This is a genomic window from Sphingopyxis flava, assembly GCF_900168005.1.
Lineage (GTDB): Bacteria > Pseudomonadota > Alphaproteobacteria > Sphingomonadales > Sphingomonadaceae > Sphingopyxis > Sphingopyxis flava.
Map to the genome: position 1 here is coordinate 1 of NZ_FUYP01000029.1, position 17977 is coordinate 17977.

The 17977-nt window shown below is 53.6% G+C and carries 14 protein-coding genes; all 14 read left to right on the top strand.

Annotated elements, in window-relative coordinates:
- Positions 1 to 542 precede the first annotated feature (542 nt).
- The 14 genes from B5X69_RS17130 to B5X69_RS17190 all read left to right on the top strand — a co-directional run bounded on the left by B5X69_RS17130 (position 543) and on the right by B5X69_RS17190 (position 17960).
- Positions 543 to 1328, top strand: coding sequence for a metallophosphoesterase family protein (locus tag B5X69_RS17130; RefSeq protein ID WP_079639817.1), 786 nt, complete (start codon positions 543 to 545; stop codon positions 1326 to 1328).
- Between the two features lie 155 nt (positions 1329 to 1483).
- Positions 1484 to 2911 (top strand): O-antigen ligase family protein, encoded by a 1428-nt coding sequence (locus B5X69_RS17135; RefSeq protein ID WP_079639818.1) that lies wholly within the window; start codon positions 1484 to 1486, stop codon positions 2909 to 2911.
- A gap of 69 nt (positions 2912 to 2980) precedes the next feature.
- Positions 2981 to 3718, top strand: a complete 738-nt coding sequence (locus tag B5X69_RS17140) for a polysaccharide biosynthesis/export family protein (RefSeq protein ID WP_139375845.1) — start codon at positions 2981 to 2983, stop codon at positions 3716 to 3718.
- A gap of 19 nt (positions 3719 to 3737) precedes the next feature.
- Positions 3738 to 5912 (top strand): GumC family protein, encoded by a 2175-nt coding sequence (locus B5X69_RS17145; protein ID WP_079639819.1) that lies wholly within the window; start codon positions 3738 to 3740, stop codon positions 5910 to 5912.
- A gap of 189 nt (positions 5913 to 6101) precedes the next feature.
- Positions 6102 to 7157: a hypothetical protein gene (locus B5X69_RS17150; protein ID WP_139375846.1), complete on the top strand. Its 1056-nt coding sequence runs from the start codon at positions 6102 to 6104 to the stop codon at positions 7155 to 7157.
- A 57-nt stretch (positions 7158 to 7214) separates the two neighbouring features.
- Positions 7215 to 8231 (top strand): NAD-dependent epimerase/dehydratase family protein, encoded by a 1017-nt coding sequence (locus tag B5X69_RS17155; protein ID WP_079639821.1) that lies wholly within the window; start codon positions 7215 to 7217, stop codon positions 8229 to 8231.
- Positions 8232 to 8359: 128 nt separating this feature from the next.
- A complete protein-coding gene (gene wecB, locus B5X69_RS17160; protein ID WP_079639847.1) occupies positions 8360 to 9514 on the top strand; it encodes a non-hydrolyzing UDP-N-acetylglucosamine 2-epimerase in 1155 nt (384 codons plus the stop codon).
- Positions 9514 to 10773 (top strand): UDP-N-acetyl-D-mannosamine dehydrogenase, encoded by a 1260-nt coding sequence (gene wecC, locus B5X69_RS17165; protein WP_217699146.1) that lies wholly within the window; start codon positions 9514 to 9516, stop codon positions 10771 to 10773. Before wecB ends, wecC begins: the two co-directional genes overlap by 1 nt.
- Entirely contained in the window at positions 10770 to 11987 is a 1218-nt protein-coding gene (locus tag B5X69_RS21080) for a hypothetical protein (protein ID WP_139375847.1), read from the top strand. The genes wecC and B5X69_RS21080 overlap by 4 nt, the downstream gene beginning before the upstream one ends.
- On the top strand, positions 11984 to 13024 hold the full coding sequence (locus tag B5X69_RS17170) for a glycosyltransferase family protein (protein WP_139375848.1): 1041 nt from the start codon (positions 11984 to 11986) through the stop codon (positions 13022 to 13024). The genes B5X69_RS21080 and B5X69_RS17170 overlap by 4 nt, the downstream gene beginning before the upstream one ends.
- Positions 13021 to 13464, top strand: a complete 444-nt coding sequence (locus B5X69_RS22490) for a serine O-acetyltransferase (protein WP_079639824.1) — start codon at positions 13021 to 13023, stop codon at positions 13462 to 13464. Before B5X69_RS17170 ends, B5X69_RS22490 begins: the two co-directional genes overlap by 4 nt.
- Positions 13457 to 14911: an oligosaccharide repeat unit polymerase gene (locus B5X69_RS17180; protein WP_079639825.1), complete on the top strand. Its 1455-nt coding sequence runs from the start codon at positions 13457 to 13459 to the stop codon at positions 14909 to 14911. The genes B5X69_RS22490 and B5X69_RS17180 overlap by 8 nt, the downstream gene beginning before the upstream one ends.
- On the top strand, positions 14908 to 16728 hold the full coding sequence (locus B5X69_RS17185; RefSeq protein ID WP_079639826.1) for a heparinase II/III family protein: 1821 nt from the start codon (positions 14908 to 14910) through the stop codon (positions 16726 to 16728). Before B5X69_RS17180 ends, B5X69_RS17185 begins: the two co-directional genes overlap by 4 nt.
- Positions 16728 to 17960: a glycosyltransferase family 4 protein gene (locus tag B5X69_RS17190; RefSeq protein ID WP_079639827.1), complete on the top strand. Its 1233-nt coding sequence runs from the start codon at positions 16728 to 16730 to the stop codon at positions 17958 to 17960. The genes B5X69_RS17185 and B5X69_RS17190 overlap by 1 nt, the downstream gene beginning before the upstream one ends.
- The last annotated feature ends 17 nt before the right edge of the window (positions 17961 to 17977 follow it).

A 17977-nucleotide genomic window follows, 5' to 3' on the forward strand; every position in this document is an offset into this window, starting at 1 on the left:
TGAGGTAACGTCGGTCATGGCGGGTGTAGCCTATGGCAATTTCTGTCCCGGAGCAGGGACGGCTTAGACACCCAATTTCTTACTTCAGAACAGAGCTTTACGCTACTCCCGCCTACCGCTCAGACACCCCTTGGTGCATAAGAGCGGCTAAACCGTCAGTGACGTCAACTCAGGTATGCCGGCGAAGTGGATACTGCCAAAGCAAGCATTCTCCGCCCGCGTAGCAGCCGGGCGTTCTCTATCGGGCGAAGGGTAGGCCAGCCGCACCGGCGAGCTTGCGATCGTTTCCGTTCGGGCAAGGCGGTATATATTCTCGGTGCGCAGCCTGGCTTCGACCTCACTGATGGGAATCAGCCGCCTGGACAACTTAAAATTCTCTTTGTGTTCGCCCTCACTGCAACGCTCTCGCCTGTCCCGCGTATCTCGCCTGTCCCGCGTATATTGCCACGGCCGACTGGGGGAGGTAGGGGCAGGTTTCGCTCGCAAGGCCCTGTTTTCGGCCAGATGTCTCATGGAATTATGATAGATCGGTCTGATTGATCATGTTTTGGAAGCGCAAAAGCAAGCCTGCTCAACCAGCGCGCAGCGGCTTTTCGATCCCTGAAGGGCAGCGCGTCTACGCAATTGGTGACATTCACGGTCGCGACGATCTCTTCGCAGGAATTCTCGATTTGATCCGCGCCGATAATGCCGCACGCGGCGCGGCGCAGGTGACAATCATTCTCCTCGGCGATCTTGTTGATCGCGGGCCGCAATCGGCTGAGGTTGTCGAGCGCGCGATGCGGCTACGCAAAGAATTTCCGGATACAAGATTGCTTATCGGCAATCACGAGGAGTGCTTCCTTGCGGCGTTGACTGGTGACGCTCGGCGTCTGCGCTATTTCATGCGCATCGGCGGCGATGCCACGGTAGCAAGCTATTGGGGCGATGAAGAAAGTCTTGCCGAAGCGAGCTTCGAAGAGGTTGCCGAACGGTTGCCTCGGCTCGTTCCGCACGCGCATGTCGCATTTCTGGGAACGGGGGAAGATGTTATCGAGATTGGGGATTATGCCTTTGTCCATGCGGGCATCCGTCCCGGGATCCCTCTCGAAAAGCAATCACTCTCTGACCTTCGCTGGATTCGCGATGACTTTCTCGACAATCTGGCCGATCATGGAAAGATGATCGTGCATGGCCACAGCATCACGGCAGAGCCCGATGAGCAAGGAAATCGCATCGGAGTCGATCTCGGCGCGTTTCGCAGCGGAACGCTGGCGGCGCTTGGGCTCGAGAGCGACCAGCGTTGGTTCCTTTTCGCGCGTGAGAATCTGGCGCGTGCCGCCGCATGACGCAAACTAGCCGGACGACAGCGGGATCAGGCAGCCCAATCTCACCGCCGCTTTTGTGCAATCCGCCTTATCGCGCTTGTCACCCCGGAATCGAACGTCTAAGCCCCGCGCAATGGCTGCCAAGCCCGCATTATTGAAGACAAGAAAAGCGGATTATGAATAGACAAGCGGTTGCAGCTCCTATCTCAAGACCGGCTTTTGGCGCGGCTTTACCGGCCTCAATTCCTATACTTTTCCTGATCTTTACATTCCTCGTGGGTGGAGGATCTCGTTCAGATATTGCTTCTCTGCCTTTACTGCGCGCCGTAGCCGTTTTGGCCGCATTTTGGGCGGCTACGCGATTAACGGCCGATGATTGGAAGCGCATCCGCGCGCCCTTAATTTTGCTCGTGCTGCTAACCGCGTGGATTGCATTTCAACTGATCCCGCTTCCCCCTGCCGTGTGGCACGCGCTCCCGGGTCGCGAGACCATCATTGAAATCGATCGGCTACTGGGTCAACCCGACCTTTGGCGGCCGATTTCACTGACGCCATCGCAAACCTGGAACAGCTTGCTTGCAATGTCCGTTCCGTTGGCCGCGCTTCTCCTCGCGGCAACGCTCGATACCGAGGACCATCCGCGATTGATGCTCGCGATCGTCGCGGCTGCCGCAGTAAGCTCTCTGCTGGGCTTCTTTCAGCTTTTGTCGGGGACGGAAGGCGCCGCCTATCTCTATCGGATCACAAATTCGGGTGCGATGGTGGGGCTGTTCGCAAACCGCAACCACAATGCTGTTTTTCTGGCCTGCGCGACGGTGATTGCGGCGGCGCTGCTGCGCGATGAAAGGATGCGTAACCGTCAAAGCAGGGGCGCGCAGATTGCTCTCGTTCTTGCACTTCTGACATTTACTGCTCTAACGGCGCTCATCGGCTCGCGCGCGGGTTTCGTCGCGGGTGTCGCCGGATTCTCCATAGGATATTTCATGTTGATTTCCGTGTGGCACGCGAAGCCCCTGAGGCGCCGCGAGGTTGAGGCTCCAGTAGGTGTGCCCGGAATTTGGCGCTTTCTCGTTTATTTGCCGCCAGTTTTACTCATCATGTTATTGGCAACAGTAATCGGACTCTCCGACCGAGTAACCGCGCTCAGTCGGTTAACGGACCCCGGCGCAGGCGTTGATATGCGCGCTGAGGCGTGGCCGACCGTATTGTCCATGATCGAAAAATTTTGGGTCACGGGAAGCGGAATGGGATCATTTCCAGATGCATACGAGATGTTTGAGCCCGACGCTCTGCTTAGCCCTTTTTATTTCAACCACGCCCACAATGATTGGGCCGAGGTCCCGCTAACAGGTGGGTTGCCGATGGTGTTGATCCTCATCTCGGCCGTTGTTTGGGTTGCTCGCCGATTCCTGTCGATCGGCGTACGCAATCTCGCAAAGAGTTACCGAGGTGACATGCGGCTTCCAGTTCTCGTGATAATGTTCATTTTAGCAGCGGCTAGCCTTGTCGATTATCCCCTTCGCGTGCCGTCGTTACAGGTTATGATTATCATGTTGATAACATTGGTGTGCTGTCCGGCTTCCGCGCGTGTCCAGAGGGTTTAAGCTTGCGGGCTTGCCTCGAGCCTCTATAGCATCCGTATCATCGAAGCAGCTGGATATCTTATAAGTCTCATGGCCCAATTCCGCTTCATCTTCGCTCTAGGCATCGTGGTTCTTGCAGGGTGCGCTAAGAATGCGCCTCCGGTCGCGAGCGCCCCTGATAGTCCGGTTACCAAACTCGCCGAACTGCCGAGGCCGGAGGCGGCCGATGTCGTTCATTCAAGCCGGACCGCTTTTATTGGGCCTTTTACGGAATTGCGCGTGGAAGTCTTTAATGTACCCGAAATGCAGCGCGACATTATGACCGATGGTCAAGGGAATTTTGCTTTTCCGCTGGTGGGGGCTGTGGCTGCGGCGGGCAAGACGCCGGACATGATCGCGAGCGAAATTCGCAGCAAGCTGATCGGCCGTTATGTGCGGGATCCTCAAGTTACGGTTAATTTCAAGTCACCGACAAGTCAGTTAGCCATCCAGTCGATGTCGGTGACAGTCGACGGTCAGGTGAATAAGGCAGGCTCCTATCCCGTCGTCGGTCGAATGACCCTGATGCGCGCGGTCGCGCTGGCGGGTGGTACGACTGAATTTGCCAAGCTCGAAGACGTCGTTGTTTTCCGCGACGTCGGCAACAAAAAATATGTCGGAATCTATAATTTGGAAGGCATCCGCCGTGGCAATTACGCCGATCCGGAAATTTTCCCGAACGATGTCGTGATTGTTGGTGACTCTCCGCAGCGACGCATGTTCAAGGATATTCTCCAGACTTTCCCCGCGCTGCTGTCACCCATAATCCTGCTGGCCCGCGAAGTTTAACCTGAGAACGGATCGCAACATGAATGACTTGGCCGCCACGCGCGATTCCCTCTCATCGCCCTACGCGCAAATGCCTTATGCGAGCTATGACGAAGGTCGCGATGGGCTGCCTGTTCTCGAAAGAACGTTCGCTGCTGTGCTCGGCCATCGCAACTGGGTGCTAGGCATAATTGCTGGGTGCCTCATCTTAGGGCTTCTTGCCACCTTTCTTGCGACACCTCAGTACACCTCGACAGCTCGGATCGAGATTTTACCCGATGCGCCGGTCGCGACATCGATTCAGGGCGAACGTGATCGTGCGCCGGTTAATGAGGCAGCATTTTACAATACACAATATTCATTACTGCAATCGCGTTCGCTAGCTGAGCGCGTCGTTCGCGCGGGTAACTTAACTGCTGATCAAGCGTTCAATACCGCTTTCAAGTTAACCTCGCCCGAAGCCGGCATGACCAGCCAGCAGCGGCGCAACATCAGTAAGCGTGCTGCGGAGATTCTTCTTCAGCACCTTCAAATATCTCCGGTGCGCTCGTCGAGCTTGGTCGACGTCAGCTTCGCAACACCGTCCCCACAACTGTCGGCGAAGCTCGCGGATCTGTGGGTCACCCAGTTCGTCCAAGCTAGCATAGACCGCCGCTTCGCCGCGACATCTGATGCACGCAAGTATCTCGAAGCGCGTCTAACCACGCTCCGGCAAAATCTCGAGGTCTCAGAGCGGGCCCTAATTAATTACGCGACTAACAAAGGCATCGTAACCATTTCCTCTGAAACAGACGCTAACGGACAGACAAAGACGCGAACTTTGGTGGGGTCGGATATCGAGGCGGTGAGCAAGGCGTTGGCCGAGGCTCGGCAACTACGCATCGCCGCCGAGGCGGAGCTTGCTAATACGCAGACGGGCGCTGCCCAGGTCAATGCGCCGGCGGTAGGAGCGATGCGGCAAAAGCGTGCAGAGGCGGCTGCCGAATTGGCTCGTATGCGCACCATATTCGGAGATGACTATCCGGGCATCGTCTCTTTGCGCGCTCAGGTGGATAACCTAGACCGCAGTATCGCCGCGGAAACTGCTCGTTCCACCCAAGGCAATCGGGAAGCGTATAATGCAGCCGTCAAGCGCGAGCGCGATCTCGAAGCTGAACTTGATCGCCTGACCGTAGATTATAACGCTCAACAGCGCGAGTCTATACAGATGGCTATTCTTCAGCGAGATGTGGATTCTAACCGCCAACTGTATGACGGTCTGCTCCAGCGCTATAAGGAGATCGGAGCCGCAGGGGTCGGCACTAACAATATCGCAGTAGTTGACCGCGCTAAGATCGCGGACAAACCTTCCAGCCCTTCGCTGGGATTGAATCTCATGCTTGCTCTCCTCGCAGGCGGGGCACTTGCTGCTGGTCTGATCCTTATACTTGAAAAAATCGATAGTTCGGTTCGTGATCCTCAAGAAGTGATTGGACGTTTTGGTCTGCCACTTCTCGGTGCAATCCCTGAGGTGCTTGACCAGACGGTCGCAGAGGCACTTCTGGATAAAAAGTCAGCAATTTACGAAGCTTATTTTTCGTTAATGACGAACCTTACTTTCCTTACTGAGCACGGCGCTCCTCGTTCGATTATGCTGACTTCTTCCCGGCCGAAAGAAGGAAAGAGTAATTCTGCGCTCGGCGTCGCAACGGTGCTCGCAGCGAAGGGCAAGTCGGTAATTCTCGTTGACGCCGACATCCGAAACCCCTCTCTCAATCGCTATCTTGACCTTTCGAATAAGAGCGGGCTCAGCCATTATTTATCTGGTAACGATGACTTGAATTCAATGATCGTCGAGCTGCCTAAGTATGGTCTGTCCATCATTACGGCGGGTCAGTTGCCCCCCAACGCCGCCGAACTTCTGGGCAGCGAACGCCTGCCCATGCTGATCAAGAGCTTACTCGCGAGCTACGATCATGTTCTCATTGACTCGCCTCCTTTGCTGGGCCTCGCGGATGCACCCCTGATAGCGCGTCATGTTGAAGGTGTCCTCTTCACGATAGAAGCTAACGCAACTAAGAGTCGCGCGATCGCAACTGCGCTAACGCGTCTTCGCATGGCGGGTGCGAAGCTGTTCGGCGCTATTGTCACTAAAGTTGGCGCCCGCAACCAAGTTTACGGTTATGGCTACGGTTATGGTTACGGTTACAGCTATGGTGACGGAAGTAAAACCTAACGCGTGGGTCGATTGAGCGTTTGAGGCGGAAAAGTGAAAGCACTTCTCACAGCCGGGTGGGTGGCAGCGAGCGCCTTCGCCATTTGGGTGGGCGCGACGAGCTATATTATCGCGAACGAGGTGAAAGCTCCCGCGGCAGCCCACGCGGTTGGGCTCGCTCCGAGGGGATCGGCGAACGCCAATTTTGCCATGATGACCTATGGCGTCCGAACGCTCAAGGATCCGCAAGCGGCTCCGTCCAATGCAGAGCTCGATCTTGCACGCGCCGCATATCGCGCGGAGCCGCTATCTTCCACTGCGCTCAGCCTCATTGTCGCCACAATGCCCGAAGGCGAGACGCGGCAATCTCTGCTGACACAAGTTGGCGACCTGACACGCCGCAATTCGCTGCTCAACGAAGAGCAGATCACAGCCGCGGCCCTTCGCGGCGACGACCGGGCTTTTTTCCATTGGCTGTCACGATCGGTCCTGACCAACAATGATTTGCGTGTCGCCTATGTCAGCGCAATGGCCGAAGCGACGGCAAGGGAGGGCGCTGTCGCGGCGCTCACTCCGGTTATCGGCTCGGCGCCCAGTTGGTCCGAGAGCTATTGGCACCAGGTCGTCCAGCGCCCCGCCAGCCTTCTTAACGCCGCCAAGCTGCGCATTGCAGTTGCAAAGCAGCCGTGGCGGCAAACAAACGTCAGCCGCTGGGACCGCGCTTTGTCAATCGAACTGACTAATCGTGGCCACTTCGACGCCGCCCGAGCCTTGTACGAGGGATTGGACCTGGCGCGCGAAACCCGCTCCGGCAATCTGTTGTCAGATGGGGGATTCGGACGGCAGCCCGAATTGCCGCCGTTTGACTGGCAGCTTGCGGTGTCGGGAACGCTGGGGGCATCGATTGACGACAGGAGCAAAAGCCTCCTTGTCTCTGCTATTAGCGGAGCGCGCGGTTTCGCTGCACGACAGCTTGTGTCCTTGCCCCCTGGGAACTATCGGCTGGGTTGGTCTTTATCGGCTTCGATGCCCATTACTCCGTCGCCCTTGCGCGCGCGCGTTAGTTGCGCCGAGTCAGGGGAGAGAGCTGCGCCGATTCAGCCCATTTCGCTCACGGCCGGCCAGCATGCTAAGTCATTCATCATTCCTGAAAGCGTGTGCCGCTGGTACTGGCTATCGATAGACGTCGTTCTGCCGGATGATTCAGCGGGCATTGATGCTTATTTCCGCAATATCTCACTGGCACAGACGACGGGAAATAAGTGAGCACTTGTCGTTGCATGGCGCGTTACGGCCGGTGTTGACCCGAACTGAGGATTTTTCGTGCAGCGCAAGATATTCGTGACCGGCACCGCCGGATTCATCGGCTTTCACCTCGCTAAGTTATTACTCGACGAGGGCTTCGCAGTCGCGGGGTACGACGGTCTAACTGATTACTATGACATACAGTTAAAGCATAATCGCCACCAGCAGCTGCTCCAGCACCCGAATTTCTCAGTGACGGTAGGTATGCTGGAGGACCAGGTGTTACTCGACGCGACGATCGACACATTCGACCCCGACGTGGTCGTCCATCTCGCAGGGCAGGCCGGGGTCCGCTACAGCATCGAAAACCCGCGGGCCTATCTCGACAGCAATGTCATCGGAACCTTCAACGTCATGGAGGCGGCGCGCCGACGGTCGGTGAGCCACTTGCTTATGGCATCGACATCGTCCGTATACGGCGCCAATGATAATATGCCGTTCATCGAGACCCAGAAAGCCGACACGCAGCTTTCCATCTACGCGGCGACAAAGAAGGCCAATGAATCGATGGCGCACGCCTATGCGCATTTGTGGAACCTACCGACCACAATGTTTCGATTTTTCACGGTCTACGGCCCGTGGGGTCGCCCCGACCTTGCGCTTTACAAATTCGTGGACGCCATACTCGAGGGGCGCGCAATCGATATATACAACCATGGCGAGATGTATCGCGATTTCACGTACGTAGACGATCTTGTCCAGGGCATTCGCCTGCTGATTGATGTAGCTCCAAAGCGCCCCGGGTTTCGCACCGATATCTTTGAGGGAGACTCATTGAGTCCGGTCGCGCCGTTTCGCATCGTCAACATTGGCAACAATGAAAAGGTTCGCCTCCTCGACTTCATACAGGCGATTGAGGAGGCGCTGGGGGTTGAGGCGATACGCAATTACATGCCCATGCATGCCGGAGACGTACCCGCGACTTTGGCAGACGCGTCGCTGCTTGAACGGTTGACTGGCTACCGCCCCGACACCGATTTTCGTCACGGCATCGCCAAGTTCGTTGCATGGTTTCGAGAGTATAGTGGGAAATGACGCCGGTTCCCATGAATGCCTCCTGGGAGAGCATCCGAATCGGTCGTCGTTATGTCTTAGCGCGATGGCAAGGGCTTTTTATCCCGCATCCCCTGACCCAATAGTAAAACCGAATGAGGAACAGTTACATGCCAGCCGACCTTAAGGTTCTGACGGTCTTCGGCACTCGCCCCGAAGCGATTAAAATGGCACCTCTTATCCAGCAACTATCCGAGGCCGCCGAAATCGACGCCCGGGTCTGTGTTACTGCTCAACACAGGAGAATGCTTGATCAGGTATTAGAGTTGTTCAGGATTACCCCTGATTATGATCTTGACTTAATGATGCCTGGGCAAGATCTCACCGACATAACATCGCGTGTTCTAAGTGGACTGCGGCCTGTCCTTTTGCAATTTCAGCCGGCCATCGTACTTGTTCATGGAGATACCTCTACGACATTGGCTGCCTCACTTGCGGCTTACTACCAGCGCATACCGGTCGGCCACGTTGAGGCAGGTCTACGTACCGGGAACAATTGGTCTCCTTGGCCTGAAGAAGTGAATCGGAGGGTGGTTGGCGCAATAGCAAGTCTTCATTTCGCGCCGACGGAGCGCTCGCAGGCTAACTTAGTGGCTGAAAATATCCCCCCTGATCGTGTACACGTGACAGGAAACACGGTAATCGACGCTCTCCAAGAGATTGCCCAACGTATCGAAAGTAATCCAACGTTGGAAGCTGAATTATCGAGACAATTCAACCTCGATGAGAAGCGGCGCCTAATTTTGGTCACGGGGCATCGTCGTGAGAGCTTCGGCGGTGGATTCGAGCGTATCTGCGCGGCCCTCGCGCAGCTTGCCCAGAGACCCGATGTCGAGATAGTGTACCCGGTGCATCTCAACCCCAATGTCAAAAAACCAGTCGAACGGCTCTTGTCCGCTCAGCCCAATGTGCGCCTCATTTCGCCGCAGGATTATTTGCCATTTGTCTATTTGATGAATCGCGCCTCAATTATTCTCACAGATTCCGGCGGTATCCAAGAGGAGGCGCCATCGCTCGGGAAGCCGGTTCTCGTTATGCGGGACACAACTGAACGGCCCGAGGCCGTCGAGGCGGGCACCGTTAAACTAGTCGGGACCGACACCCGCTTAATCGTTGAAAGTGTCTGCGAGCTGCTTGATGATCGCGCAGCTTACGAAAAGATGAGCTTCGCTCATAACCCTTACGGTGACGGACAGGCTGCCCAACGGATCCTGTCTTTTATTCGACAGTGGTTCGTTCAACTCAATGAAAAGCAAGGGATATGATGCAAAAATTCGATACCATATCGGTCATTGGACTTGGATATATCGGCTTGCCAACGGCGGCCATGTTCGCCTCCAAGGGGTGCAGGGTAATCGGTATCGATATCAATCCCGCCACCGTTGACACGATCAACAGCGGCGCCATCCATATTGTCGAACCAGATCTCGATGAAGTGGTTCATGCTGCTGTGGCCAGAGGCTGTCTGTCTGCAGCATTAACTCCGCAACCTGCCGATGCATTTCTGATTGCGGTGCCAACGCCCTTTAAAGAGCAGAATCACGAACCAGATATCGCGTACATAGAGGCGGCGGCGAGGGCAATCGCTCCCGTCCTGCGTTCAGGCAACTTGGTCGTGCTCGAATCGACCTCTCCCGTAGGTGCAACTGAGCAGATGGCGTCGTGGCTGGCGGAGGAACGCCCGGATTTAACTTTTCCTCAACACGCGGGGGCGGCCTCCGACATTCGCATTGCCCACTGTCCGGAGCGGGTACTTCCAGGCAAGGTGATGCAGGAACTCGTAACTAATGACCGCGTCATAGGCGGGTTGACGCCGGCATGCTCGGCAGAAGCCTGCAACCTGTATCGGATATTCGTTGAAGGCGAATGCGTCGTAACGGATGCGCGCACAGCCGAATTGGCTAAGCTGACGGAAAACAGCTTCCGGGATGTCAATATTGCGTTTGCGAACGAGCTGTCAATAGTTTGTGATGGGTTAGGCATTGACGTGTGGGAGCTGATTTCCCTCGCCAATCGCCATCCACGCGTAAACATATTGCAGCCAGGACCCGGTGTAGGAGGACACTGCATCGCAGTGGATCCGTGGTTTATCGTGTCGAGCTCGCCTGAACATACTCACTTGATTCGCGCCGCAAGGGAGGTGAACGACAAAAAGCCCCTTTGGGTCTTGGACAAGATACGGCAGGCCGTTACCTGTCATCTTGATAACAATTCGGGCATTAGCACCGATGAGGTGACAATTGCTTGCTATGGCCTAGCATTTAAAGCCGACATCGACGATCTGCGGGAGAGTCCGGCGCTATCGATCGTGCAAAGACTCGCGGCGACGCATTCGGGCAGCGTGCTTGTGGTTGAGCCCAACATAGAAAGAGTTCCAAACTCTCTACGCGGGGTGGAGTTGGTGGATGAGGCATCGGCGCGAGCGCGGGGCGATGTCCATGTTCTACTAGTCGACCATCGCGAATTTCGAGGGATGGCTTCGCCACGCGGTTATATAGTCGATACCCGTGGAGTTTGGTCTTGAATGATATTCGACGCATATTTAGGGGAGTTGAGCTGCTTTCTTTTCGCTTGGCCGGGAACTTGGGCGGTCAGGCAATAAGAATCTTTGCGCTCAAGCTCGCAACGATGGGGCTTGGCCTAATATCGATTCAGTTGACTGCAAGTTTCTTTTCAGGCGATACGTTTTTTCTCCTGAATTCTATATTATTTCTTGTAGCAATTCACGGATGTATTAATTACTCAGCACAAGTTGTTACTTGGAAAGAAGGTGGTATTAATACAACAATATTTTTTATAATTCAAATCGTAACAATAATTATTTCAGGCTCCTTTGCAATATTAAATGGTGGAAATTGGATATTCTTTATATCTGTATTGTTCTACCTTGCATACAGAGGAAACGAAAGGATTCTCTTTAATCTTCAAATAACAAAGGGGCAGGTCGCTAAAGCCTATGGAATTATAATTCTATCTCTTGTGATTGAAATTACCGTAGCAGGAATCTTGTATATCAATTTCGGATTGGACGCAGATCGCTTTATTCTACCGTCGATTTGTGTACTTGCAATTACCTTCCCCTGTACGATAATCCTGCTGTACAAAGGCAGACCCGATATGACACGGACCTTGTTCTCCGACAAGCGGGGTATGCTTCTAATGTCGGCGCACTCGGGGCTTATTGCGTTGAACGTAATGTCTGATCGCTTGGTGTTCTCATCAGGTATTGGTGGAATTAAGAGTTATTTGCAGGAGTATCTCTTAGTATTTTCTTACTGCACGTCTGTCTATGCAATCGTGATTTCTCTACTCGAAGTCCGTAGGCCGACTTTATTTAAGTCTCAGGCAACTTCGCTACGCAACTTCCTAAAAGATGGCGGTTTCAATAGATTTTGTGCTATATCATTTTTAACCACGTCTTTTGCTGGATTAGGAATTTTTCTGGGGATTAATATATTATCAAAGTCAATAGGTATATCAGATGAATCACCTGTTACCTCGTTCACATTTTACTTATCAATATTTTTTCTTGGCCAAGCATTATTGGCTTATATACATGTATATCTTTTATCAAGAGAATTCTACACCGTGTTGTTTGCCACGTGGGCTGTGTCTGCCACGGTGCGATTGGTAGGCTATCTGCAAACCGAGTGGACTCTCTTCTTAGCGTTAACTGCTTTCTCGGGCTTTGCGGCAATTGGGGCGGCTTTCCTCCTTGAGAAGAAGTGCGAAAAATGATTTTCCTAGGCAATGCGGCATCATTTCACCTTCAAACTTGGCGAAATATTTATGAGCTGTGTGGCGAGCCGGTAAATCGGCTCTATTCAATCCACCCGGTTAGAGGTGACTTTCCAGAGGAGGTCACTGTCGCGGCCCGTTCAAAGTTCTCTGGCTATTTTGCACTCGGTATGCTCCTGAGAAAGCTTCCGAGTAACAGCACAATTCATGCGCACGGGGCCTCTGGTTACGGATTTTCCGCGTTGCTCAGTGGTCGCCGTTACATCGCGACAATCTACGGTAGCGAAATTCTGCAACCCCAGAGCTTTCTCTATCGTCGGATGATGTACGCGGTCCTCTTCGGCGCGTCGGCGATCACCGTCACTTCGATCGCTGCTCGCGATAAGATTAGCGAGTTAGACCCAAAACTCGAGAAGAAGACGTCCCTGTTTCACACCGGAGTAGATGCGCAGCAACTGGCTGAGGTGGAGGCTCGGGCGGCGTCATTTGCCGACGAGAAACTAAGGATCTTGTTGATTCGCAACGCGGCACCGCATTATCGCACTCATCAGGTTCTCACAGCTATTTCCGGCGCGATTGGTGACCGAGACATTGACGTTTTTATCCCTATAGGGAACGGAGATAGGAAATACTTTGATTATGTTAGATCCCAGTTTCAGGATCAAAGATTTATCTTCATAGATAGGCCTCTTGATCGAATAGAATACCTTGGCCTGATTTCTAAATCTGATATTTGCGTGAATTTTCCGAAGTCCGATCAGGTAAGCGCGACACTTCTCGAAGCTCTATACTTTGACAAAATTATCGTAACTAACCGTCTCGATTCGTACAATGAATTGATAGATTGCGCAAAATATACTGGAGATTGGATAATTGCAGAGGATGATACTGAAATATCTAATGCAATAGCGAGCGCTATAGACCGGGTCGGTGAAGGAAGACCAAGATGCCGTATTGGTCGCGAAATTGTGGTTGATCAATTTAGCATTCGTAATGCGGTGAACCGCTTTCTCCCCGTATTGGAGCACCTCAAATGAGCGCTGTTATCCGCCTGCTTGCTCGAGCTATCTCGAATCCGTTTCTCGGAAATATTGGGCTCGCTAAGCTCATTTCGGTGTTCGTGCGTCTTTGTTTCTCCTGTCAGATCTCGCCTGGTGTCAGGTTTGGCCGAAACCTAGTCCTTGGTTACGGCGGGCTGGGGATCGTTATTCATGGTGGCGCCAGAATCGGTGACGATGTGACGATCGGGCCGAATGTGTTGATTGGCGGGAATCTCGGCAAAGGAGGTGTCCCGACGATTGGAAATGGAGTAAGAATTGGTCCAGGCTCAGTGCTAGTCGGGCCGATCATTATCGGAGATGGAGCGATTATAGCGCCAAACTCGGTAGTCAACGCGGATGTCGATGCAGGGGCAATCGTTGGGGGTAGTCCAGCACGTCTGATTGGCACGGCGAGAGAAAGACTTCGCAATGTATAATACGTCACAAATTCGCGCTCTCGCATATCTACTCGGAGCTATTGCGGCGTCTATCCTTACCGCAGTGGGCATGCCTCTCGCCGGTGCTATCGTTTGCGTGATTGCGGCCTTTGGATTTTGCTATGCTGAGATTACCGCACGCCGTGCAGGTGTCGTTCATCTCGACATATTTTTTGTATTGGCCTTCGCAGTTTACTCGCTTAACGTTCCTATTTTTGTGCATTTGACCCCCAAAGATCTTTCGCTTGATCTAGTTAACCGCGGCTTGTTGATCTGCACCCTTTGTCATTTCGGGCTGGCAATGGGTTTCATGTTTGTGCGTTTTGTTCCCCCGGCCGACGCGGGTGGGCGACCCCCGGACCGGTATTCGCTGACGCCAAGGCAGATGTACGGAGCAAGCTACACCTTGTTCTTCATTGGCTTGGCAATAAGTTTTGTTGCGGTCGTATTAACGGTCGGCTTCGAAGCGTACCTAAGCGCAGGGTATGCGGGCCGGGCACTCCTGAAGCGCGACGCGGGACCGATCGAGATTGGACTTTATGTTTGTGCGACCTCGTTGGTCACGATTTTTTGCGTACGCCAAATTTACCAACGACGCGGCCGGTTCGAAAAAATATTTCTCTATTCCGCACTGGCCCTTTTCGTCGCCTACGTCGCATTTCTCGGGATTCGCAGGCCGATATTTCTCCTTATTGGCGGTATCTTTGCTGGATATTCGGTAATATATTTTCGACCTAGCGTAATTAAGTCTTCCTTAATTGTCATACCAGCATTTTTAATTCTTTCCAGCTTCGCTCAATATAGGCAAATTATTTCGTCAGAGGGGGTCGAGGCAACAGTTAATTTCATAAGAGATAATGCCTCAATTTCTTGGCTGGATTTTTCTGACAACGAACTTGGGGCACCATTTCGCACTCTATACGACGAGCTACCAAATATAGATCGAGAGGGATTTCTTTACGGCGGAAGTTATGTGAACGTTCCTGCCTACATGTTGCCATCGGCGATTAATGGTGGTGTAGAGTCACTTAGTATGAAGTACACGGAAAGGTATTTTGATCCTAGATTTATATCTATTGGTGGAAATATGGGGTACTTCTCGGCGACAGAGGCTTATTATAATTTTGGATATATAGGATGCGTTGCTATGTTTGCAATTATGTCCTTCCTTCTTGGTAAACTGAATTTCTGGTTTTTTCAGAATTGGCGCGGTACTCCGTTGGCAATTTCTTTTTATTCTATATTAATACCTTGGGTCGCGTTCTTCATCCGTCTTGATTTTGGTTCTTTTGCGAAGAGCTATTTCTACTCTCAGTTCATTTGCTTTCCAATTCTGTACATGCTAGCGCAGGTATTCAGCGCAAAAACGGGGCCAAGAAGCAGTCTCATCGACGGTGAGCGGTTGAGGGTTCGGCCGGGCTCTGGCGATCGCAATTTGCTTTCATGACCGAACAAATTTCGCTCGCTCGTAGGTTCAGCACTTACTTTGCGCTAGGCCCGCTTAACCTTGTACGCGTAGCCGCATATCGCATAGGCTTGCGCTTGCGGATTCACCCGGTTTTACGCGCGCGATTCCGGACGGTTCCAGGGCCCTTTTTTCTGTGTTGTGGGGTCAGCAAATCGCAAGCTGTACCTCGGCAGACGTGGCGCGATAGCCTAAGTTATTTCAGCTATCACCGCTTTCCATTAAGCGGTGTTCCCGACTGGCACGTCAATCCGTTCCGCCCAGGCGCGCGTGCGGATGAGCACGCTCATTGGTCAAGCATTCCTGACTTCACGACCGCCATCGGCGACATAAAGGCGATATGGGAAGCGTCTCGGTTCGATTGGCTTATCGCAATGGCGCAGCGAGCGGCTCTAGGTGATGAAGTCGAGTTTGAGCGTCTTAATGCTTGGCTTGAAGATTGGTTTAAAGCCAACCAACCGTATATGGGCGTAAATTGGAAGTGCGGTCAAGAAGCGTCAATTCGGGTGATGCAATTAGCTACCGCGGCATTGATCTTTAAGAAGATGAAACCTCTTGCGCCAGCTTTGCGTGCTTTTATTGCTGCGCATCTGAAGCGGATTGCCCCAACGATCGGCTATGCAATTGGCCAAGCGAACAATCACGGTACTTCGGAAGCCGCGGCGCTCTTCATCGGCGGGAGCTGGCTTGGTGGCCGCGAGGGTGAGCGGAGAGCGGCAGTTGGTCGCCGCTGGCTCGAAGATCGAGCCGTTCGACTCATCGCGTCTGACGGAACTTTTAGCCAATATTCGATTGTTTATCATCGGTTGATGCTTGACACATACGCACTCGCGGAAATTTGGCGACGAGCTTTTAATTTACCGGCATTTTCACCAGCTCTTTACGAGCGCATGCGCTTGGCGACGCTCTGGTTTCGGAACATGGTTGTCACGGAAAGCGGTGACGCCCCCAATCTTGGCGCGAATGATGGTGCAAAATTGCTTTCGCTGACTGATGCGGATTACCGCGACTTCCGGCCCTCTCTACAGCTTGCTTCCGCTTTGTTTCTTGATGCGCGGGCTATCCCGACCTCTGGTGTTTGGGATCAGCAGTTGGCATGGCTGGGGGTGCGACCTCCGGATTGCATACTTCCTCCCCCACAAAGCATCTCGTTGGATGAAGGGGGATTTCATATCCTGCGTGCGGGCGCGGCGATGGCCCTGCTTCGTTATCCCCGCTTTCGTTTCCGTCCGAGCCAGGCAGACGCGTTGCATCTTGATCTTTGGTTGAACGGTCGCAACTTGCTTCGGGACGCAGGGTCATTCAGTTACGGAGGGGACGATGGAGTTTGGTTCAGCGGAACCAGTGCCCATAATACGATTGAATTCGATGACCGCGACCAGATGCCACGGATCGGACGATTTCTATTTGGGGCCTGGCTGAAAGCCGAGGGAGTGGATTTGGTGAAGAAATGCGGCGAGAACGCCGTCTCGGCTGCTGCAGGCTATAGGGATATGTGGGGAGCGCAGCACCACCGGCAGGTTGTGCTTAGGCGGGATGGATTAGACTGCGTTGACAAGTTGAGTGGGAGCGCCAGAAAGGCCGTTCTTCGGTGGCGGCTCGCCCCAGGGGATTGGAATCTATCGGGAAACACGCTATCGCTTGGCCAAATCCGGCTAAACCTTTCCTCTGACCGGCCCGTAGCGCTCAAACTCACGTGCGCACCTGAATCCCGCTATTACCTTCATCGCGAAGACGTTCCCGTCCTCGAACTAGAAACTACGCCCCCTGCCACAATTCGGACCCACGTAACATTCTAATGCATATACTGTATTTCCATCAGCATTTCTCCACACCCAACGGTGCGGCTGGGATTCGATCCTATGAAATGGCGAGAGCCGCTATTCGTGCCGGGCACAACGTCACAATGGTGTGCGGCAGCTATGGCCTCGGTCAGACCGGTTTGGAAGGGCCGTTTCTTAAGGGTGCGCGGCGCGGGATAGTCGACGGAATTAGAGTGATTGAATTCGATTTGTCTTATGCAAACGAACACAATTTCGTCACGCGTACTTTAACGTTTGCAAAGTATGCTTTTTCGAGCCTCAAGGTCGTGATGACGGAGAGGTACGACATGGTGTTCGCTACGACCACGCCTTTGACCGCTGGGATTCCAGGGATTTGCGCGCGCTGGTTGCGTGGTAAGCCCTTTGTGTTCGAAGTGCGAGACTTGTGGCCAGAACTTCCGCGCGAAATGGGTGTGATTACAAACCGGGGAATCTTAGCGGGGATGTCTGTTCTTGAGTGGGCATCATATCACAGCGCCGCGCGCTGTGTCGCGTTGGCTCCGGGCATTGCGCGAGGAATTGCACTTCGAGGCGTCAGCGAAACTCGCATCGCTATCATCCCAAACGGCTGTGATATCGAGATTTTCCGGGGTGACCTAGCTGCTTGGCGTCCCGCAGGTGTTTTGCCCACTGATTTGCTCGCCATCTTTACCGGCACACACGGAGTGGCCAATGGATTGGATGCTGTGCTGGACGTGGCGCGGGTTTTGCAAGACCGGGGGCGCGACGATATCAAGATAGCGCTATTTGGTGAGGGTAAATTGAAACCCAAACTGCAGGCGCGCGCGGAACGCGAGGGGCTGCGCAATTTGATCTTTCACAATGCGATTAGTAAGAGGAGCCTGGCGGGGCTAATGGCGGGAGCGGATGTGGGATTACAGGTACTGGCCAATGTGCCAGCGTTCTATTACGGAACTTCGCCAAACAAGTTCTTCGACTATATCGCGGCAGGTCTCCCCGTTCTGAACAACTATCCTGGTTGGCTAGCCGATTTGATTGACGAGAATCAATGTGGCTTTTCGGTGCCGCCTGACGATCCCGAAGCCTTTGCGGATTCATTAGAGGCCGCCGCGGACGATCGTGCGGCACTTGAGCTAATGCGTCATCGCGCGCTTGACCTCGCGGAGCGCCAATTTGATCGGAACCGCCTCGCCGCAAAATGGGTGGCTTGGGTGACAGAAGGATTGAGAGTTGAAGCGACTCTTTGACCTGTTGGCTTCCGGGG

Bases quoted from the DNA above. Each gene is read 5' to 3' on its own strand.
- B5X69_RS17130 (WP_079639817.1), top strand. From the start codon at position 543: ATGTTTTGGAAGCGCAAAAGCAAGCCTGCTCAACCAGCGCGCAGCGGC.
- B5X69_RS17135 (WP_079639818.1), top strand. From the start codon at position 1,484: ATGAATAGACAAGCGGTTGCAGCTCCTATCTCAAGACCGGCTTTTGGC.
- B5X69_RS17140 (WP_139375845.1), top strand. From the start codon at position 2,981: ATGGCCCAATTCCGCTTCATCTTCGCTCTAGGCATCGTGGTTCTTGCA.
- B5X69_RS17145 (WP_079639819.1), top strand. From the start codon at position 3,738: ATGAATGACTTGGCCGCCACGCGCGATTCCCTCTCATCGCCCTACGCG.
- B5X69_RS17150 (WP_139375846.1), top strand. From the start codon at position 6,102: ATGATGACCTATGGCGTCCGAACGCTCAAGGATCCGCAAGCGGCTCCG.
- wecB (WP_079639847.1), top strand. From the start codon at position 8,360: ATGCCAGCCGACCTTAAGGTTCTGACGGTCTTCGGCACTCGCCCCGAA.
- wecC (WP_217699146.1), top strand. From the start codon at position 9,514: ATGCAAAAATTCGATACCATATCGGTCATTGGACTTGGATATATCGGC.
- B5X69_RS17170 (WP_139375848.1), top strand. From the start codon at position 11,984: ATGATTTTCCTAGGCAATGCGGCATCATTTCACCTTCAAACTTGGCGA.
- B5X69_RS22490 (WP_079639824.1), top strand. From the start codon at position 13,021: ATGAGCGCTGTTATCCGCCTGCTTGCTCGAGCTATCTCGAATCCGTTT.
- B5X69_RS17180 (WP_079639825.1), top strand. From the start codon at position 13,457: ATGTATAATACGTCACAAATTCGCGCTCTCGCATATCTACTCGGAGCT.
- B5X69_RS17185 (WP_079639826.1), top strand. From the start codon at position 14,908: ATGACCGAACAAATTTCGCTCGCTCGTAGGTTCAGCACTTACTTTGCG.
- B5X69_RS17190 (WP_079639827.1), top strand. From the start codon at position 16,728: ATGCATATACTGTATTTCCATCAGCATTTCTCCACACCCAACGGTGCG.